This is a genomic window from Novosphingobium sp. P6W (assembly GCF_000876675.2).
In the GTDB taxonomy this organism is placed as follows: domain Bacteria; phylum Pseudomonadota; class Alphaproteobacteria; order Sphingomonadales; family Sphingomonadaceae; genus Novosphingobium.
The window spans coordinates 860,861-877,149 of sequence record NZ_CP030352.1; the positions used below are offsets into that span (position 1 = coordinate 860,861).

Below are 16,289 nucleotides of genomic sequence, written 5' to 3' on the forward strand. Positions count from 1 at the left end.
TATAAGCCGCGCGATGACCGTTACCGTATTCTACAAGGACGACGTGATCGCCCGTGGATCGCCCGCCGATTTCGCGGCGGCTTTGCGCGATCTCGGCCCGCTGGCCCGCAGCGGTGATCTGCTTGCTTTCGACGATGACACCGGCCGTCAGGTCGATCTCGACCTGGCAGAGCCCGTAGCGCCGCGCCCGCGCGGCCGCCCGGCACTTGGCGTCGAAGCGCGCGAGGTCACCTTGCTGCCCCGGCACTGGGAATGGCTGTCCGCGCAGCCCGGCGGTGCGTCCGTCACCTTGCGCAAGCTGGCCGAGGCGGCGATGCGCAGCGGCCGCAGTGAGCGCGAATGCCTCGACGCCGCCTGCCGCTTCCTCACCGTCATGGCGGGCGACCGCCCCGGCTATGAAGAAGCAACCCGCGCGCTCTACGCCGGGGACCGCGACAATTTCGATGCCCTGTGCGTGCTATGGCCCAGCGCCGTGGCAGAACATGCCCGCCGTCTGGCGTGGCCGAAGGATACCTTTTGATGCCGCATGGTTGGATCATTCTCGATAAGCCCATCGGCCTTGGCTCGACGCAGGCGGTGGCCGCCGTGAAGCGCAACCTGCGCGAGGCGGGGTATGGCAAGAAGGTCAAGGTGGGCCACGGCGGCACGCTGGACCCGCTGGCCTCGGGCGTGCTCCCCATTGCGCTGGGTGAGGCGACCAAGCTGGCCGGGCGAATGCTCGATGCCACAAAGACCTATCTGTTCACCGTCCGCTTCGGGACGCAGACCGATACCCTGGACCTTGAAGGCAAAGTCGTCGCCGAGAGCGACGTGCAGCCCTCGCAAGTTGAGGTCGAGGCCGTGCTGGCGCGCTTCACCGGACCGATCGAGCAGGTGCCGCCCGCCTATTCGGCGCTCAAGGTCGATGGCGAGCGTGCCTATGACCTGGCGCGGGCCGGTGTCGAGGTGGAGCTGAAATCGCGCAGCGTCACTATCCACGAACTGGGGATGGACGCCTTCGATGCGCAGGAGGGCGCGACCCTCAGGGCCAAAGTTTCCAAGGGGACTTACATCCGCAGCCTGGCGCGCGACATTGCGCTGGCGTTGGGATCGCGCGGCACGGTGACGATGCTGCGCCGCATCCAGGCCGGCCCGTTCGAGGGCTCTCAGGCGATTCCGCTGGACAAATTGAACGAAGTGGGTAAGGGCGCGCCTCTTGAGCAGATACTCTTGCCGCTGGAGGCGGGGCTGGACGACATCCCGGCCATCGACCTCGACCCGGAGCAGGCAAGGGCGGTCCGACAGGGCCGTGTTCTAACCGGAATGCCTCATGAAGATGGGCTTTACTGCGCGAAAGAGGGCACTGTCCCGGTCGCGCTGGTGGAGCTTTCGGACGGAAACGTCCGCGTTTCCAGGGGGTTTAATCTCATTGATGTCGCGGAGTGAATTGAAATGACGGTTACTGCTGAAAAGAAGCTGGACATCATCACCGACAACGCCCGCGCCACTGGCGACACGGGCAGCCCGGAAGTCCAGGTTGCGATCCTCACGGAGCGCATCAAGAACCTGACCGAGCACTTCAAGGCTCACCACAAGGATAACCACTCGCGTCGCGGTCTGCTGGCCATGGTCAACAAGCGCCGCTCGCTGCTGGATTATCTCAAGAAGAAGGATGTAGCGCGTTACAACTCGCTCATCCAGAAGCTGGGTCTGCGTAAGTAAGATCGAGTGACGGCCCGCTTCGGCGGGCCGTTTTGTATTTGTCGTCCAGGACGTGTATCCGGGCGACGTTGAAAATTCGGGTGTCCTTCGCAATTCGGCGAGGAAACCCAGGGGCGACGAAAAAGCCCCGCACCGGACCGGGACGGTACCCCGGCAGTAAGCCCCTCCGCGCAATAGGGCCGGTGGGTCAAGGAATTCGAAAATGTTCGACGTACAGACCGTAAGCATGGAGTGGGGCGGTAAGACCCTCACCCTGGAAACCGGCCGCATCGCCCGCCAGGCGAACGGCGCAGTCCTCGCCACCTACGGCGAAACCGTGGTGCTTTGCGCGGTTACCGCCGCCAAGTCGGTGAAGGAAGGCCAGGACTTCTTCCCGCTGACCGTTCACTACCAGGAAAAGTTCTCCTCGGCCGGCCGCATCCCCGGCGGCTTCTTCAAGCGTGAGCGCGGCGCGACCGAAAAGGAAACGCTGACCAGCCGCCTGATCGACCGTCCGATCCGCCCGCTGTTCCCCGAAGGTTTCTACAACGAAATCAACGTCATCGCCCAGGTTCTGAGCTATGACGGCGACACCGAAGCCGACGTCCTTGCGATGATCGCCGCCTCGGCTGCCCTGACGATTTCGGGCGTTCCCTTCATGGGCCCGATCGGCGCTGCGCGCGTCGGCTATGTCGACGGCGCATACACGCTGAACCCCAAGCAGGACGCCGCCCTCAAGGACGGTGAACTCGATCTGGTCGTAGCCGCCACCGGCGACGCCGTGATGATGGTGGAATCGGAAGCCAAGGAACTGACCGAAGAGGTCATGCTGGGCGCCGTCGTGTTCGCGCATGACGAAATCAAGAAGGTCGTGAACCTCATCATCGACCTGGCCGAAAAGGCCGCCAAGGAACCTTGGGACGTCGACCTGACGGACAACACCGCCGACATCAAGGCGAAGCTCAAGAAGGCCGTCGGCAAGGACATCACCGCAGCCTACAAGCTGACCGACAAGTCGGCCCGCTCCAACGCCCTGAACGCCGCGCGCGCCAAGGCGAAGGAAGCGTTCTCGGGCGAGACCCCGCAGACGCAGATGGTCGCCATCAAGACCATCAAGAAGCTGGAAGCGGAAATCGTTCGCGGCGCCATCCTCAAGGACGGCAAGCGCATTGACGGCCGCAAGCTCGACCAGGTTCGCCCGATCGAAGCGATCGTCGGCTTCCTGCCGCGCACCCACGGTTCGGCGCTGTTCACGCGCGGCGAAACGCAGTCGATCTGCACCACCACCCTTGGCACCAAGGAATCGGAGCAGATGATCGACGGCCTGGAAGGCCTGTCGTACTCGTCGTTCATGCTGCACTACAACTTCCCGCCCTACTCGGTCGGTGAAGTCGGCCGCTTCGGCGCCCCGGGCCGCCGCGAAGTCGGCCACGGCAAGCTGGCATGGCGCGCGCTGCACCCGGTGCTGCCCGCCAAGGAAGACTTCCCCTACACGATCCGCGTTCTCTCGGACATCACCGAGTCGAACGGTTCGTCCTCGATGGCCACCGTCTGCGGCGGTTCGCTCTCGATGATGGACGCCGGCGTGCCGCTGGTTCGCCCGGTTTCGGGCATCGCCATGGGCCTGATCCTGGAAGGCAAGGACTTCGCGGTTCTTTCCGACATCCTGGGTGACGAAGATCACCTCGGCGACATGGACTTCAAGGTCGCTGGCACCGAAGTCGGCATCACCACGATGCAGATGGACATCAAGATCGCGGGCATCACGCGCGAGATCATGGGCAAGGCGCTTGAGCAGGCCAAGGCCGGCCGCGCGCACATCCTGGGTGAGATGACCAAGGCACTCGGTTCTTCGCGTACCGAACTGTCGGCGCACGCCCCGCGCATCGAGACGATCCAGATCGACAAGTCGAAGATCCGTGACGTCATCGGCACCGGCGGCAAGGTCATCCGCGAGATCGTCGCCGAGACCGGCGCCAAGGTCGACATCGACGACGAGGGGATCATCAAGATCTCGTCCTCCGACACCGCACAGATCGAGGCCGCCAAGAAGTGGATCCTCGGCATCGTGGAAGAAGCGGAAGTCGGCAAGGTCTACCAGGGCAAGGTCGTCAACATCGTCGACTTCGGCGCTTTCGTGAACTTCATGGGCGGCAAGGACGGTCTCGTCCACGTTTCCGAAATGAAGAACGAGCGCGTTGAAAAGCCGACCGACGTCGTGAAGGAAGGCCAGGCGGTTTACGTCAAGGTCCTCGAGATCGACCCGCGCGGCAAGGTTCGCCTGTCGATGCGCGTCGTCGACCAGGAAACCGGCGCCGAGCTGGAAGACACCCGTCCTGCCCGTGAACCCCGCGAAGGCGGCGATCGCGGTCCGCGCAGCGGCGGCGGCGATCGCGACGGTGGGCGCGGCGGTGACCGTCGTGGTCCGCGCCGTGAAGGCGGCGGTCGCGGCGGCGATCGTGGTCCCCGCGGTGGCGGCGATCGCGGCCCGCGCGGCGGCAGCGAAGGCGGCAACCCGGATCACCTGCCGGCCTTCCTCAAGGAAGACTGATAGGGTCCGGTTCCGCAAGGAAACAGGAAAGGGGCTGCGCGAAAGCGCGGCCCCTTTTCGTTTGTGAGGAGCGCCGGGCGGCCAGCCCAGATCATCCTGCCGCCGACATCGGCTTGCAGTTGCGCCAACTTGCGCGGTAGGCAAGGATATGGGCGATCGCGATGGATCGTCTGGAGATAGCGACATGCCGACGATGGCAGGGATCGGCCTGGGGCTATTGTTGGGAAGCATGCATCTCAGTGCGGCAAGCGTTGGGCCCCCTGCCGCCGGTCCTGTCGAACCTGCGCACAACCGGGCTGACTTTGCTCGCCCTGTCATGCCGGATTGCACATTGCCCGAGGGTTGGGCCTCAATAGACCAGCGCAATCCGGACTTCGTGATTTTCGGTGAAATTCACGGCACTCGTCAGTCCCCGGCGTTCGTCGGGCGCGTGGCGTGTTCTCTTGCTGCGAGCGGTAAGAAGCTCTTGATCGGCGTGGAATTTGATGCGGGCGTGGATTCGCGGTTTCAGGCGGCTTGGGCGCTGCCGCATTCTCAGTTTGCAGATGCGCTGGGCGCGGCAGGCTGGAGCGGCCGACGTGATGGCGTTGCCAGCAAGGCGATGTTCCAGCTTTTGGTGGATCTTCATGCTTTAAAGGCAGCCGGCGCCGAAATCGGTATCGCCGCGTTCAATGGCGAAAAAGATGACGAGCAACGCCGCCGGTTTGCAAAGTTACCGGGGCAAGGCCCTCACGAAGCGGCTCAGGCTGAAAACATAGTGACCGCGTTCCATGCATCGAAATACGACATGGCTCTGATACTCGTCGGGGGACTTCATGCACGGAAACGCGCCGTCGAAGCCGTAGGGGTCATGTTCGAGCCCATGGCAATGCGCTTGGTCGATGCCGGAGCCGTCATTTCGCTGCGAATGAAATCTGCGGGCGGCGCCGCGTGGAATTGCGGGCTGAAGGCTGGCTATAAGCCGGAAGCTGGCAAGCCCATCCGCGATGATGCCATAGATTGCGCCGATCATCAGGTTTTGCCGGACCCGGATTTCCGGGGCGGTCCGCATGTCTCACTCGCTCCGGATGCGAAGCAAGGCGTCAGCAGCGACTACGATGGATATTTCTGGGTCGGGGAGGTCAGCGGCTCGCCGCCTGCGATCCCGGTCGGGAAATGAGCCTGTGATGGCTATCCGCTAGCCCGCATAGTCCGTGTTTCAAAGGTGAGCGCGGTTCCGGCAGGCTCAGCGCTCAGGGTGCCGGCGGTGCCTTGGTGCGGCGCGCGGTGATGATCTTCACCTCGTTTTCGAGGATCTGGCCCTTCATCACGCCCTGGCCCTTGGTGGGCGAGAGCTGGGCGTTCCAGATCTTCCTGACGACGTCCATGCCCGATACGACATGACCGAACGCGGCGAAGCCGGCGCCGGGGTCCTTGCCCTGGTTGCCTTCGTCGGCGTTGAGCGAGGTCATGTCGGTGAGCAGGATCAGGAAGTCGGCGGTGGCGCTGCCCGGGGCGAAGCGGGCCATCGAGACGGTGCCCGCGACGTGCTTGATGCCGGTCTTGCTGGTCGGTTCGTGGGCGACCGGGGGCAGCAGGTTAGCGGGGTTGCGCACCCCGCCTTGCAGCAGGCCCTGTTCGTGGTCGTAGTCGAAATGCATGGCGCGGTAGAAAACGGCGCCGTCCATCTTCTTCGAATCGACGTATTTCAGGTAATTAGCCGTGGTCAGCGGGGCATGGGTCTTGTCCAGCGCCAGCGTGACGACGCCTTGGGGCATCGTCAGCGCGACATAGACGTATTCGGCCGGAACCGGCGCGGGCGCGGCGGCAGGGGCTGCGGGAGCCTCCTGCGCCATGGCGGGCGAAACCGAAAGCGCCAGCGCCGCGATCAGCGGCGCCAGCTTCGAAACCCGCCTGCCCATCATCGGATCAGCGGACCCGCGGGCCGCCGAAGGGCAGCGGCGGGGGCGCGCGGCGGGCACCGCGCGGAAGCTGCGCCTGATAGGCGCGGCCGCAGTGATCGACGCAGTACGGGAAACCGGGGTTTACCTTGTCGCCGCAGAAGTGGAAGTCCGGCTCGCCCGGGTGGCCCATCGGCCAGCGGCAGACGCGGTCGTTGAGGTCGAGCAGGCTGGTCTTGCCGGCGATCTCGGCGCTGGGCTTGGCCGGGATCAGGCGGCGCGGCGGCGCGGGCGGGATCGGCTGCTGCTGATCGCCGGGGCCCTGGCGCAGGAAGCCGCCGGGGCCGACCGAGACGACGCGCGGACGGTCCGAAACCGGCGCGGGCGTATCGCTGGCAGGAGCGGCGGCCGGCTCAGCGGCGCGCGGTGCGGGCGCCTCGGGAGGGGCAGGCGGTGCGGCCCGCTGAAAAGCGGGTGCGGCGGGCGCTTCTGCTTCTGGCTCGGCCGGGCGCGGCGGCGTCGGCGCGGCTTCCACGGGCTTGACCTTCTTGGGTGCGGCCGGGCGGGGGGCGGCAGGCTTGTCGTTCGCCTTCACGGGAGAAGGGCGCGCCTTCAGGTCGAGGCGATGCGCCTTGCCGATCACCGCGTTGCGGCTGACACCACCAAGTTCTTCCGCGATCTGGCTGGCGGTTGCGCCGCCTTCCCACATCTTGGTCAGCTTCTCGATCCGCTCTTCCGTCCAGCTCATTCCAGTTCCATCATTCAAGAGGACCGTTCTTCAGGATTGCTCCCGGGAATCGGTCCAGATACCTAGGCGCCGCTTGCCTCGGAAGCGTTCAGCCGATAGTCGCCGGTGCATGGCCGATCAACCCCATTCGACTGAGCTGCCGGACAGCCCCGGGATTCTGGAACCCCATGGCAATCCGGCTCTATCGCTTCCTGGCCGGTTTCCGGCAAAGGGAGAGCCGGTGATCCACCAAGTGAACTGGGTGGGGCTCAAGACTCTCTATATGAAGGAGGTTCGCCGCTTCTTCAAGGTCCAGACCCAGACGATCTGGGCGCCGGCGATCACCACGATGCTGTTTCTGGTGATCTTCACGGTCGCACTGGGCAGGGGCGGGCGCGAAGTGCTGGGCGTGAATTTCGCGACCTTCGTGGCGCCGGGCCTGATCGTCATGGGAATGATGCAAAACGCCTTCGCCAATTCCAGCTTCTCGTTCCTGGCCGGCAAGATCCAGGGCACGATCATCGACTTCCTGATGCCGCCGCTTACCGAGGGCGAACTGATGCTGGCGATCGTGGGTGCCGCCGTCACCCGCGCCGTGCTGGTGGGGCTGGCGCTGACCGGCGCGATGCTGCTGTGGCCGGGCGTCGATCTGTCCATGGCGCACCCCTGGGCGGTCCTGTGGTTCGGCCTGTGCGGATCGGTATTCCTTGCGCTGCTGGGCTTTCTCTCGTCGATCTGGGCGGAGAAGTTCGATCACAACGCCGCCGTGACCAACTTCGTCATCGCCCCGCTCTCGCTGCTGTCGGGCACGTTCTACGTGATCGACAACCTGGCCCCCGCGTTCCAGGCGATCAGCCGCGCCAACCCGTTCTTCTATGTAATTTCAGGCTTCCGCTTCGGCTTCCTTGGGCAGAGCGACATCGGCGATACCAACATGGCCGTGCTGCACAGCGCGCTTGGCCTCGGCGTGCTGGACGCGGCGCTTGCCGGCGTGGTATTTCTCGTCCTGCGGTCAGGTTGGAAGTTAAAGGGATAAATAGCCGGGCCCAAGTGAAAAAACGCGTCTGTACACCGTTCGTTAACGGAAATTTATTCGCTCTGGTGCAGGCAACGAGATGTGCCGTTAAGCAAGGTCTCAAGCGAAAACCGTAGTAAAACTGTCGTGCGCTTCACTGCGCCGATCGTCTTGGCCGCGCTTTGCATCGCTGTATCGATCCTTGGCCTGCTCTACTGGTCTGGCCGCGAGGTGGACCGCATCGCTCGTGACCGCGACCGTGCAGTGGTATCACTGGTGCTGTCGCAAGGGGTGGAGCGGGTGGCCCATGCCCAGGAATCATCCACCGTCTGGGACGAGGCGGTGCGCCAGGTGCGCAAGGTCCCGCTCGACATGGGGTGGATGGACCTGAACCTCGGCATCTGGTTCCAGGGCTACGCCGGTATCGATGAGGTCTATATCCTCGATTCGCGGGATCGCCCAATCTATGCGATGCGCGACGGCAAGCGAACGAGGCCGGAAAGCTATATCGCGATCGAGGAGGTGGCTGGTCCGCTGGTCGCCAGATTGCGCGCTACGCGCACCATCCAGAAGCGCAACAATGCCCGCTCCGCCATGCTTTCGCCCGGGCAGGGGGATTTTGCAGTCGTGGGCGGCCGGCCCTCGATCATCAGTCTCAAGCCGATCGTCAGCGATAGCGGGCAATTGCCGCAGGTGCCGGGCACCGAAGCGGTGCACATCGGCGTCGTATACCTCGACGACAGCGTCTTCACCCGGGTCGGCAGGCAATACGGGCTGAACGATGCGCACTATGCGATCGCACCGGACAGCGATACCCGCACCCGGTCGGCAGCGCTGCATAACCGGCAGGGCGGCACGATCGGTTATCTGGTGTGGAAGCCCTTCGCGCCGGGTAGCCAGGTCACAGCGGCGCTGGGGCCGATGCTGCTGCTTGTGCTGCTGCTGTCGACGGGGGTGATCTACGTCCTTGCCAGCCGGCTTGCGCGGCGGACCATCGACCTTGAGGAGAGCCGCCTCCATGCCCAGCACCGGGCCATGCACGACGAACTCACCGGTCTGGGCAACCGCGCCATGTTCGAGCAGCGCCTTGATGAGGCGCTGTCGCGTGCGCGCCGGCACAAGTCGCTGCTGGCGCTGCTCTATATCGATCTCGACCGCTTCAAGCAGGTCAACGACACGCTGGGTCATCCCGCCGGCGATGCGCTGATCCGGCAGGTCGCCCGGCGTCTTATCGCGGAAGTGCGCGGCTACGACCTTGTCGCCCGGCTGGGCGGTGATGAATTCGCGATCCTTATCAGCGAACCCGAGGACCGGCTTGCGGTCGAGCGTATCTGCGCGCGCGTGGTTGCCGCGTTGGAACGTCCCTTCGACTTGTCCGGTTCTCAGGCCTTCATTGGCGCCAGTGTCGGCGTGGCCTTGGCCCCTGAACACGGGGTCGACCGCACCGAGCTTATCCGCAAAGCCGACATCGCTTTGTACAAGGCGAAGAACGAGGGGCGCAGCCGCTTCCTGTTCTTCACCCCGGTCATGGACGTGGATGTACGCTCACGCGAGGAGAGTTACCGGGAACTGCGCCTAGCCCTTGCCGACTGCGACCAGCAGTTGCGGGTTCACTACCAGCCGATCTATGCGATGGACGATGGGCGGATGGTCGGGGTGGAGGCACTGCTGCGCTGGCAACATCCCGAGCAGGGCCTTGTCGGTCCAGCCGACTTCATCCGCTCTGCAGAAGAATCGGGTTTGATCGAAGTGGTGGGCGAATGGGTGCTGCGCCAGGCGATCCGCGATGCGCGGGCATGGCCGGGGCTTCGCGTTGCGGTCAACGTCTCGCCGATCCAGCTACGCAGCCGCAAGTTCGTCGAAACCGTAAGCCAGGTGCTGGCCGAAAGCGGCGTATCGCCCGAACGGCTGGAGCTGGAAATGACCGAGACGGCGCTGATGGCCGCCTCGGGTGACGTCGCTCGCTCGTTGTCCGAACTGCGCCGCCTTGGCGTCGCCTGCGCCCTAGACGACTTCGGTACAGGCTATTCCTCGCTCAGTCACATCCGCGACTTTGCGGTGGACCGCATCAAGATCGACCGCTCCTTCGTCAATGCTGTCGCCACCGTGCCCGGTGCGGCGCTGGTGGAGGCGATCGTAAGCCTTGCCCGCGCCAACGGCCTGCGCCTTACCGCCGAGGGCGTCGAGGAGCAGGAGCAGTACGCGTTCTTGAAAAGGGTCGGCTGTCACGAAGTGCAGGGCTATCTGCTCTCGCGTCCGCTGCCCGCCGGGGAGGTCTCCAGCCTGCTGCGGGGGCCCAGGCCCGCAAGCCGAAGCATCGGCATACAAGCCGCCCCGCCGCTATAGGATCGGACGTTCCAGCTGCCGTAAACAGCTGGAAGGCGCCGTATCAGTGCGCCAGACCGTGCCGCAGCGGGTAATGCCCGTCGCTGTAATCCTCGAACATCTGCGATAGGGAGGGGTGGTCCACCGGCCCGCCTTCGGCGTCTTCCGTCAGGTTCTGCTGGCTGACATACGCAACGTAGCTGGATTCCTCGTTTTCGGCGAGAAGGTGGTAGAAGGGCTGGTCGCGGATCGGCCTCACCTCAAGCGGGATCGACTCGTACCATTCGTCGCTGTTGGCGAAGACCGGATCGATATCGAAAACGACGCCGCGAAAGTCGTGCAACTTGTGGCGAACCACGTCGCCGATTGCGAATCGCGCCCGGGTCTGCCGGGGAGCATCGATCATGCGTCCAGCCTGAGGGGAATAGAAGGACGCCTTGTTCATGCACCCGATATAGGTTTTGCGGCGGGGTGAAACAAGCGGGTGAAACGGGAGATGGACAAGTCATTCCCGAAAAAGTGCAATTCGGGGCTTGGCAAGGTCGATCAAGTGGGCTAGCGGCGCACTTCGCTTGACCCGGTGGGGCTTCCCCACTGTAGCACGATCTCTAGCGGAGAGGTGGCAGAGTGGTCGAATGCGCTGCACTCGAAATGCAGTGTACGGGAAACCGTACCGTGGGTTCGAATCCCACCCTCTCCGCCAAGAGCCCTTCCAGAACGGTCCACAAAGGACCACCTGGATGGACTTTTTCTCCCTGATTACCGACGTTTAGCAGGCCAGTTCGGCTCCGGCCGTCCGCACCCGTCCATGCCCTTCCAGCGCTCTGGAAGCACGCAAACGTGGTACGCGGCGTCCAAAAACGTGGTACTTTTTGGAGATCGCAGATGCTCACTGAAGCGAAGGTCCGCGCGGCAAGGCCGCGCCCAAAACCCTACAAGCTCACAGATACCAATCGACTGTTCCTGCTCGTCACGCCCAGCGGAGGAAAACTCTGGCGGTGGGGCTACACGTTCGATGGCAAGCAAAAGGGGATGGCATTCGGCGCCTATCCGCTGGTCACGCTTTCCGACGCGCGGGCAAAACGCGATGAAGCCTACACCACGCTGTGCGAGGGGCGAGATCCCACCATCGCGAAGAAACTGCGGGTCGAGGCCAACCTCGAGGCGGAGCGCCAGACATTCGAGCGGGTCGCCCGGGAATGGCACGCAAATGCGAAGGCCCAGTGGGCGGCTGTCCACGCCAGCGATATTTTCCGCAGCCTCGAGCGCGACGTTTTCCCCTTGATCGGCGAGTTCCCGATAGCGAGCCTGACACCGCCTCATGTGCTTGGCGTTCTTCGAGCGATCGAGCAGCGCGGCGCGATCGAGACCGCCAGGCGTGTACGCCAACGCATATCCGCCGTTTGCATCTATGCGATCGCCCAGGGCATCGCGCAGAACGATCCAGCCGAAAAGCTCGGCGCTGTTCTCAAGCCGCTGCGAAAGGGCCGCCAACCGGCGATCACCCAGATCGAGCCCCTGCGCACGATGATCGTCGCCGCCGAAGGCGACTATGCTCGCCCCATCACCCGCCTGGCCCTGCGCCTGCTTGCACTCACCGCAGTGCGGCCGAGCGAGCTTCGCGGGGCGCTCTGGGCCGAGATGGAGGATCTCGATGGTCGCGAACCGCTGTGGCGCATCCCCGCGGCTCGGATGAAAGGCGATCTCGATCGCAAGGACGAGATCGACGGCGATCACCTCGTTCCCCTCACGCCCCAGGCGGTGGGCGTGCTCAGGGCGCTGTGGCCGCTCACCGGCGGGGGCAAGTTCGTGTTCCCCAGCACCCGCCATGCCCACAAGCCCATGAGCGAGAACGCAATCGGCTATCTCCTCAACCGGGCAGGCTATCACGGTCGCCATGTCCCGCACGGTTTTCGCGCAGCCTTCTCGACGATCATGAACGAGTGGGCGGAGCGGGAAGGAAAGAGCCATGATCGCAAGGTCATCGATTTGATGCTTGCCCATGTTCCCAAGGAAAGGGTCGAGAGCGCTTACAACCGGGCAGCCTACCTTCCTCGCCGCCGGGAATTGGCCGACGTGTGGGCCGAAATGCTGACCGATGGCTTGCCCGATCCGGCCTCGCTGCTCGCCGGGCCCGCAAAGGAAATAGGGTTGCACTCGCGTCGGCGCATGCTGCCGATCGTCGAGGCAGATTTTCGCTTCCCAGCGCGGACGTAGTTTATTCTCCGGCGCCTAAAACGTTGCTGGCTGAGCCGAGGGAAGGCAAGGATTCCTATCGACCCTTCCTTCGGCTAACCGGCCGTTTGCGACCAACATATACGCTTCAGCAGCGATGGAACGAACGCCAGCTTTTCCCAAGAGCGGTCGGCCGGCCTCGGGACCGCGGATAGGTTCATCTGCCATGCTCCAGCGAAGGAAGCTCAGTGATTTGTGGCGCCCAGAATGCCGCAAACGTTACGAAGACTGCAGGGTTAAGCGGATAACTGAATAGATACCCCTGCATGAGGTCGCAGCCGATATTCTGCAGGTTGGTCGCCTGTGAAGTAGTCTCGACCCCCTCTACGATGCAGACTAGTCCAAGCGAATTGCAAAGGCCGACGACCGCGTGGATGATCGATACGCTGTAGGCGTTATCAAGGTCATGGGCAAAGCTGCGATCGATCTTGACCTTGTCGAGCGGCAGGCGATGGAGATTGCTCAGGCTAGAATACCCGGTCCCGAAGTCGTCGAGCGCAACCTCCATGCCCAAGGCGCGAAACCGGCGGAGCGCATTGATTGCTGCGTCAAGGTTCCGCATTACTGCGGTCTCGGTCACTTCGATACAGAGACGGCCGGGATCGACCGGCGAGCGGCTGACCATGTCGAGGATCGCATTGACCGTGTCAGCGCAGTGCAGATCGCAAGCAGACACGTTTACGGAAAGGGTTCGGCCCGCCGGCAGAACTTCGAGCAGTTCCAGGGCGCGGCGCATCGCGTTTCGCGTGAGGACATGAATCGAAGTGCTGCGTTCCGCTATTTCGACAAAACGCTGAGGCTCGACGACCCCCAGTCGCGCGCTTGTCCAGCGCGCCAGGAGTTCGCCGCCCACTATCGCGCCGGTCCTCATCGAGACGATTGGCTGTACGTCAAACCTCAATTCGCTTTCAAATCCGCTGGATTGCAGTTCGGCTTCGATAATGTGGTCATCAGTTACACGCCGTTCAAGCTCCGGGCTGAATAGCACAGGGCGGCCAGTTCTCTCACGCTTTGCGTGGTAGAGCGCATGGTCCGCTCGCTTCGCCAGTGCAAGCGGGCTCAGCTCGGCATCAACAAACGCTCCCAGCCCTATGGACGCCCCGACGCTCACCTGGCGGTCGCAAATCAGCATCGGCGTCGCCACTACTGCGCACATCTTCTCGGCGAGCTGAAATGCTGCTTCCGCATCCAGCCACAGGATGATGGCGAACTCATCACCGCCGATGCGATAGAGCGTGGCAGCGGTATCTGCTGTGTCGCGAAATAGTTGAGCGACTTCCAACAGCAAGCGGTCTCCGACCAGGTGGCCAAAGGTATCATTGACTGCCTTGAAGCGATCTAGGTCCACCAATCCCACGGTTATCGCGTTGAGGTTCTCTGGCGTGGCCGCAGTCTCCAGATCGGCGTAGAATCGCCGCCGGTTGTAGAGTCCTGTAAGCTCGTCGCTGTCGGCTAACAAGCGCGCCTCGCGCTCCTGCCGGCCCGCTTCCGCGGCGGTGTAGGAGTGCTCCGCCAGTTGCACGTTGAGATGTCGAACCCGGCGCGCGATCATCGCCGCGATGGCGAGGAACAAGGCGATGCACAAGCAGATGATCGGCAGCGCTTCGCGAACTGCCAACGAACCCGGAGCGAGGCGCTTCCAAGCGATCGTGCCAATGTAAGCTCCCGACCAGTCGTGCACATCGGTCGAGGCTTCGTCGCGTGAGGGCTTGCCGTCAGGGAGCCATCGCAGATCTCGCAAGCCGAAGCCCTTCGCCCACTCTTCCAGCAATTTATGGTCGAGCAAACGTATGTCGACGAAAATGCGGTAGGACGACATGTCGAGCGTTGCGGGGCCTCGTTCCCGCACGATCGGGGAGAAGGCAATCAAGGCCGGCGTTCCCCCCGCCTTTCCAAGAAGAACGCCGGCGTCGCCCCGCCGTCTGACGGCGGCTTCGTTGACAGGAACTCTGGCAAGCAAAGCTTTCAGCGTGCGCGATCCGATCAATTCAGCAAGAGGCGGTTCGCGCCCTTCTGGAAGATGCGCAAACAATGTGTGCCCGTGTGCATCAATCACGTAACCCAGGCCGATGGGGGTCCCCCACTGCGATGCTATCCATGGATCCTGCATAGAGCCGTAAGCATGGGTGAACGCATCGTCCCAATGCGCGTTAATGTAGGCTTCGTTGCTGATACGCGAGCGTTCGCGGTCGATGGCCCCAGATATCGAGATCGCTGCCAGTTTATCGGCGTGGTCATCAGCATGAGAGACGAGAAAGCTTACGATGAGCGCTGAAGTCAGCACCGAGAGAAATATCAACACAGTCAACAGCGCAGTGTTAGACGAACTGCCGGCTCGCGATATGCGCAGCGCAACGCGGTATGCTTTCCCAAGCGCGGCGTACAATGTTGCCATCGACCTAAACTGGCTGAAACGCGTTAAGGGGCGGTAAAATTTCACTCCTAACTGCCCGCGTAAAAAAATAGTCCCAGGTGGAGTTCGTCTCTAGTCCAAATTCCTTCGCTTGGAGAGAGCCAGCTAACCCGTTCGCGCCAAGTTGCAAGGCTTGACGGTGCCGGCCCCGCCTCTCCTTCCCCGACGGCAGATCACTCGCCCAAAGCGTCACGTTGCTTCGACCAGCTTTGGAACACTGCTGGACGGCGACATAACCCGCCATCGGCCATTCAAGACAACGGCACAGATGGCGAAAATCTCCTACATCTCGTCGCATGAACGAAGAAGCAGTTTCAGGGAGCGGATTTGGGCTCGGGAACGTCCGCGATCAGGGCGGAATTCGTGCGAGGGCAGGGCGGTAGTGGTAGGTCGCGACCAAAGCAGGTCTTTCGTAGCTGCTGCGAAGAATGGCTGAATTTTCTCAAACCTGCCGCTACCGCATGTGGCTGCTACGATGATACTAAGTCCCTATGCCGTTGATCTAAGCACACAACGAAAGCCGATGTGCGAAGTGGAGCTGTCGATCATCTCGGGATGACGCGCGGCGGGGCGGTAGCGCTGGCAATAGTTCGCGGCGCACAGGTGCGACCCGCCCTTGAGCACCTTGCGGCCAATCCGGATCGCGGGCTGCGAAGGGTCGAAGCTGTCCTTGAGCTTCCCGCCGCGCGGGTTGCTGAGCGTGCAGCACGATCCGCCGGCCTTCTTCTTCGCGGTCTCGGGCGTGTCGGCCCACCAGTCGCTGGTCCATTCCCAGCTGTTGCCGATCATGTCGACGAGGCCGTAGCCGTTGGCGGGATAGGTGCCCACTGGCGAAGTCCGCTCCCACCCGTCCAGCATCTGGTTGGCGAAGGGGAACAGCCCCTGCCAGTAGTTGGCCATCATCGCGCCGTCCGGGGCCAGTTCGTCACCCCAGGCGTAGTCCGCGCCCTCCAGCCCGCCGCGCGCTGCGAATTCGAACTCGGCTTCGGTGGGCAGGTCCTTGCCGGCCCAGCGGGCATAGGCCTCGGCGTCGGCGTAGGCGATCTGGACGACCGGGTGATCCCATAGCCCCAGGCTCTCGACATCGCTGTCGGGGCCAAGCGGATAGTGCCAGTCCGCGCCGAATTCGAACGCCCACCAGTTGGCGGGGTTGGACGTGTCGACCGGGGTCCTGCTCTTGTGAAACACCAGCGAACCGGCGCGGTCCATGCCGGGCAGCATTCCGGGGTAGTCCCTCCGATCGGGGACGATCTCGGCGACGGTGGTGTAGCCGGTCGCTTCAACGAAAGCTGCGAACCGGCGGTTGGTGACGGGCGCGATGTCTATCCAGAAGCCGTCGACCGCCACACGGCGCAACGGCGCTTCCTCTGGATAAAAGCGTTCGGAGCCCATCGTAAAGGTGCCGCCCGGGATCCATGTCATGCCGTCCGGGGTTGTGTCCCGCTCCGGGGCGGTGCGCTGAC

General features: G+C 63.4%; 13 protein-coding genes and 1 tRNA gene. 9 read left to right on the forward strand and 5 right to left on the reverse strand.

Annotated features, from left to right (window positions below; all coding sequences use genetic code 11):
• Positions 1-13 precede the first annotated feature (13 nt).
• From TQ38_RS04355 to TQ38_RS04375, 5 genes are all read left to right on the forward strand, one after another.
• Positions 14-520 carry a DUF2239 family protein gene (locus tag TQ38_RS04355; protein WP_043972019.1) on the forward strand — a complete coding sequence of 169 codons (507 nt, stop codon included), beginning with the start codon at positions 14-16 and terminating at the stop codon, positions 518-520.
• Positions 520-1,425, forward strand: a complete 906-nt coding sequence (truB, locus tag TQ38_RS04360) for a tRNA pseudouridine(55) synthase TruB (protein WP_043972016.1) — start codon at positions 520-522, stop codon at positions 1,423-1,425. Before TQ38_RS04355 ends, truB begins: the two co-directional genes overlap by 1 nt.
• A 6-nt stretch (positions 1,426-1,431) precedes the next feature.
• Positions 1,432-1,701, forward strand: coding sequence for a 30S ribosomal protein S15 (gene rpsO, locus TQ38_RS04365; protein WP_043972013.1), 270 nt, complete (start codon positions 1,432-1,434; stop codon positions 1,699-1,701).
• 202 nt (positions 1,702-1,903) lie between these two features.
• Positions 1,904-4,231: a polyribonucleotide nucleotidyltransferase gene (pnp, locus tag TQ38_RS04370; RefSeq protein WP_043972010.1), complete on the forward strand. Its 2,328-nt coding sequence runs from the start codon at positions 1,904-1,906 to the stop codon at positions 4,229-4,231.
• A 148-nt stretch (positions 4,232-4,379) separates the two neighbouring features.
• On the forward strand, positions 4,380-5,390 hold the full coding sequence (locus TQ38_RS04375; protein WP_162792203.1) for a hypothetical protein: 1,011 nt from the start codon (positions 4,380-4,382) through the stop codon (positions 5,388-5,390).
• A 73-nt stretch (positions 5,391-5,463) separates the two neighbouring features.
• On the opposite strand, the gene TQ38_RS04380 is transcribed toward TQ38_RS04375, so the two are convergent.
• Both TQ38_RS04380 and TQ38_RS04385 read right to left on the reverse strand, forming a co-directional pair.
• Positions 5,464-6,135 (reverse strand): peptidylprolyl isomerase, encoded by a 672-nt coding sequence (locus TQ38_RS04380; RefSeq protein ID WP_043973307.1) that lies wholly within the window; start codon positions 6,133-6,135, stop codon positions 5,464-5,466.
• A gap of 4 nt (positions 6,136-6,139) precedes the next feature.
• Positions 6,140-6,859: a GcrA family cell cycle regulator gene (locus tag TQ38_RS04385; protein WP_043972006.1), complete on the reverse strand. Its 720-nt coding sequence runs from the start codon at positions 6,857-6,859 to the stop codon at positions 6,140-6,142.
• Between the two features lie 109 nt (positions 6,860-6,968).
• Between TQ38_RS04385 and TQ38_RS04390 the strand changes: the two genes are divergently transcribed.
• Together TQ38_RS04390 and TQ38_RS04395 are read left to right on the forward strand one after the other, a co-directional pair.
• Positions 6,969-7,874, forward strand: a complete 906-nt coding sequence (locus TQ38_RS04390; RefSeq protein WP_043972004.1) for an ABC transporter permease — start codon at positions 6,969-6,971, stop codon at positions 7,872-7,874.
• A 126-nt stretch (positions 7,875-8,000) separates the two neighbouring features.
• A complete protein-coding gene (locus TQ38_RS04395; RefSeq protein ID WP_052505589.1) occupies positions 8,001-10,199 on the forward strand; it encodes a bifunctional diguanylate cyclase/phosphodiesterase in 2,199 nt (732 codons plus the stop codon).
• Positions 10,200-10,242: 43 nt separating this feature from the next.
• Here TQ38_RS04395 and hspQ read toward each other — a convergent pair whose 3' ends face one another.
• Positions 10,243-10,623: a heat shock protein HspQ gene (hspQ, locus tag TQ38_RS04400; RefSeq protein ID WP_043972001.1), complete on the reverse strand. Its 381-nt coding sequence runs from the start codon at positions 10,621-10,623 to the stop codon at positions 10,243-10,245.
• A gap of 168 nt (positions 10,624-10,791) precedes the next feature.
• Here hspQ and TQ38_RS04405 point away from each other — a divergent pair.
• Positions 10,792-10,881 (forward strand) — tRNA-Ser (locus TQ38_RS04405).
• Positions 10,882-11,063: 182 nt separating this feature from the next.
• Positions 11,064-12,395: an integrase arm-type DNA-binding domain-containing protein gene (locus tag TQ38_RS04410; protein ID WP_043971999.1), complete on the forward strand. Its 1,332-nt coding sequence runs from the start codon at positions 11,064-11,066 to the stop codon at positions 12,393-12,395.
• A 175-nt stretch (positions 12,396-12,570) separates the two neighbouring features.
• On the opposite strand, the gene TQ38_RS04415 is transcribed toward TQ38_RS04410, so the two are convergent.
• Complete coding sequence (locus tag TQ38_RS04415; RefSeq protein WP_082057558.1) at positions 12,571-14,808, reverse strand: bifunctional diguanylate cyclase/phosphodiesterase; 2,238 nt, start codon at positions 14,806-14,808, stop codon at positions 12,571-12,573.
• A gap of 507 nt (positions 14,809-15,315) precedes the next feature.
• Positions 15,316-16,248, reverse strand: coding sequence for a formylglycine-generating enzyme family protein (locus TQ38_RS04420; RefSeq protein WP_043973303.1), 933 nt, complete (start codon positions 16,246-16,248; stop codon positions 15,316-15,318).
• Positions 16,249-16,289: the final 41 nt, after the last annotated feature.

Excerpts from the sequence above, each read along its gene's own strand:
- rpsO (WP_043972013.1), top strand. The coding sequence starts at position 1,432 with ATGACGGTTACTGCTGAAAAGAAGCTGGACATCATCACCGACAACGCC.
- TQ38_RS04420 (WP_043973303.1), bottom strand. The coding sequence starts at position 16,248 with ATGACATGGATCCCGGGCGGCACCTTTACGATGGGCTCCGAACGCTTT.
- TQ38_RS04385 (WP_043972006.1), bottom strand. The coding sequence starts at position 6,859 with ATGAGCTGGACGGAAGAGCGGATCGAGAAGCTGACCAAGATGTGGGAA.
- pnp (WP_043972010.1), top strand. The coding sequence starts at position 1,904 with ATGTTCGACGTACAGACCGTAAGCATGGAGTGGGGCGGTAAGACCCTC.
- TQ38_RS04415 (WP_082057558.1), bottom strand. The coding sequence starts at position 14,808 with ATGGCAACATTGTACGCCGCGCTTGGGAAAGCATACCGCGTTGCGCTG.
- TQ38_RS04390 (WP_043972004.1), top strand. The coding sequence starts at position 6,969 with ATGGCCGATCAACCCCATTCGACTGAGCTGCCGGACAGCCCCGGGATT.
- TQ38_RS04380 (WP_043973307.1), bottom strand. The coding sequence starts at position 6,135 with ATGATGGGCAGGCGGGTTTCGAAGCTGGCGCCGCTGATCGCGGCGCTG.
- hspQ (WP_043972001.1), bottom strand. The coding sequence starts at position 10,623 with ATGAACAAGGCGTCCTTCTATTCCCCTCAGGCTGGACGCATGATCGAT.
- TQ38_RS04355 (WP_043972019.1), top strand. The coding sequence starts at position 14 with ATGACCGTTACCGTATTCTACAAGGACGACGTGATCGCCCGTGGATCG.
- truB (WP_043972016.1), top strand. The coding sequence starts at position 520 with ATGCCGCATGGTTGGATCATTCTCGATAAGCCCATCGGCCTTGGCTCG.
- TQ38_RS04410 (WP_043971999.1), top strand. The coding sequence starts at position 11,064 with ATGCTCACTGAAGCGAAGGTCCGCGCGGCAAGGCCGCGCCCAAAACCC.
- TQ38_RS04375 (WP_162792203.1), top strand. The coding sequence starts at position 4,380 with ATGGGCGATCGCGATGGATCGTCTGGAGATAGCGACATGCCGACGATG.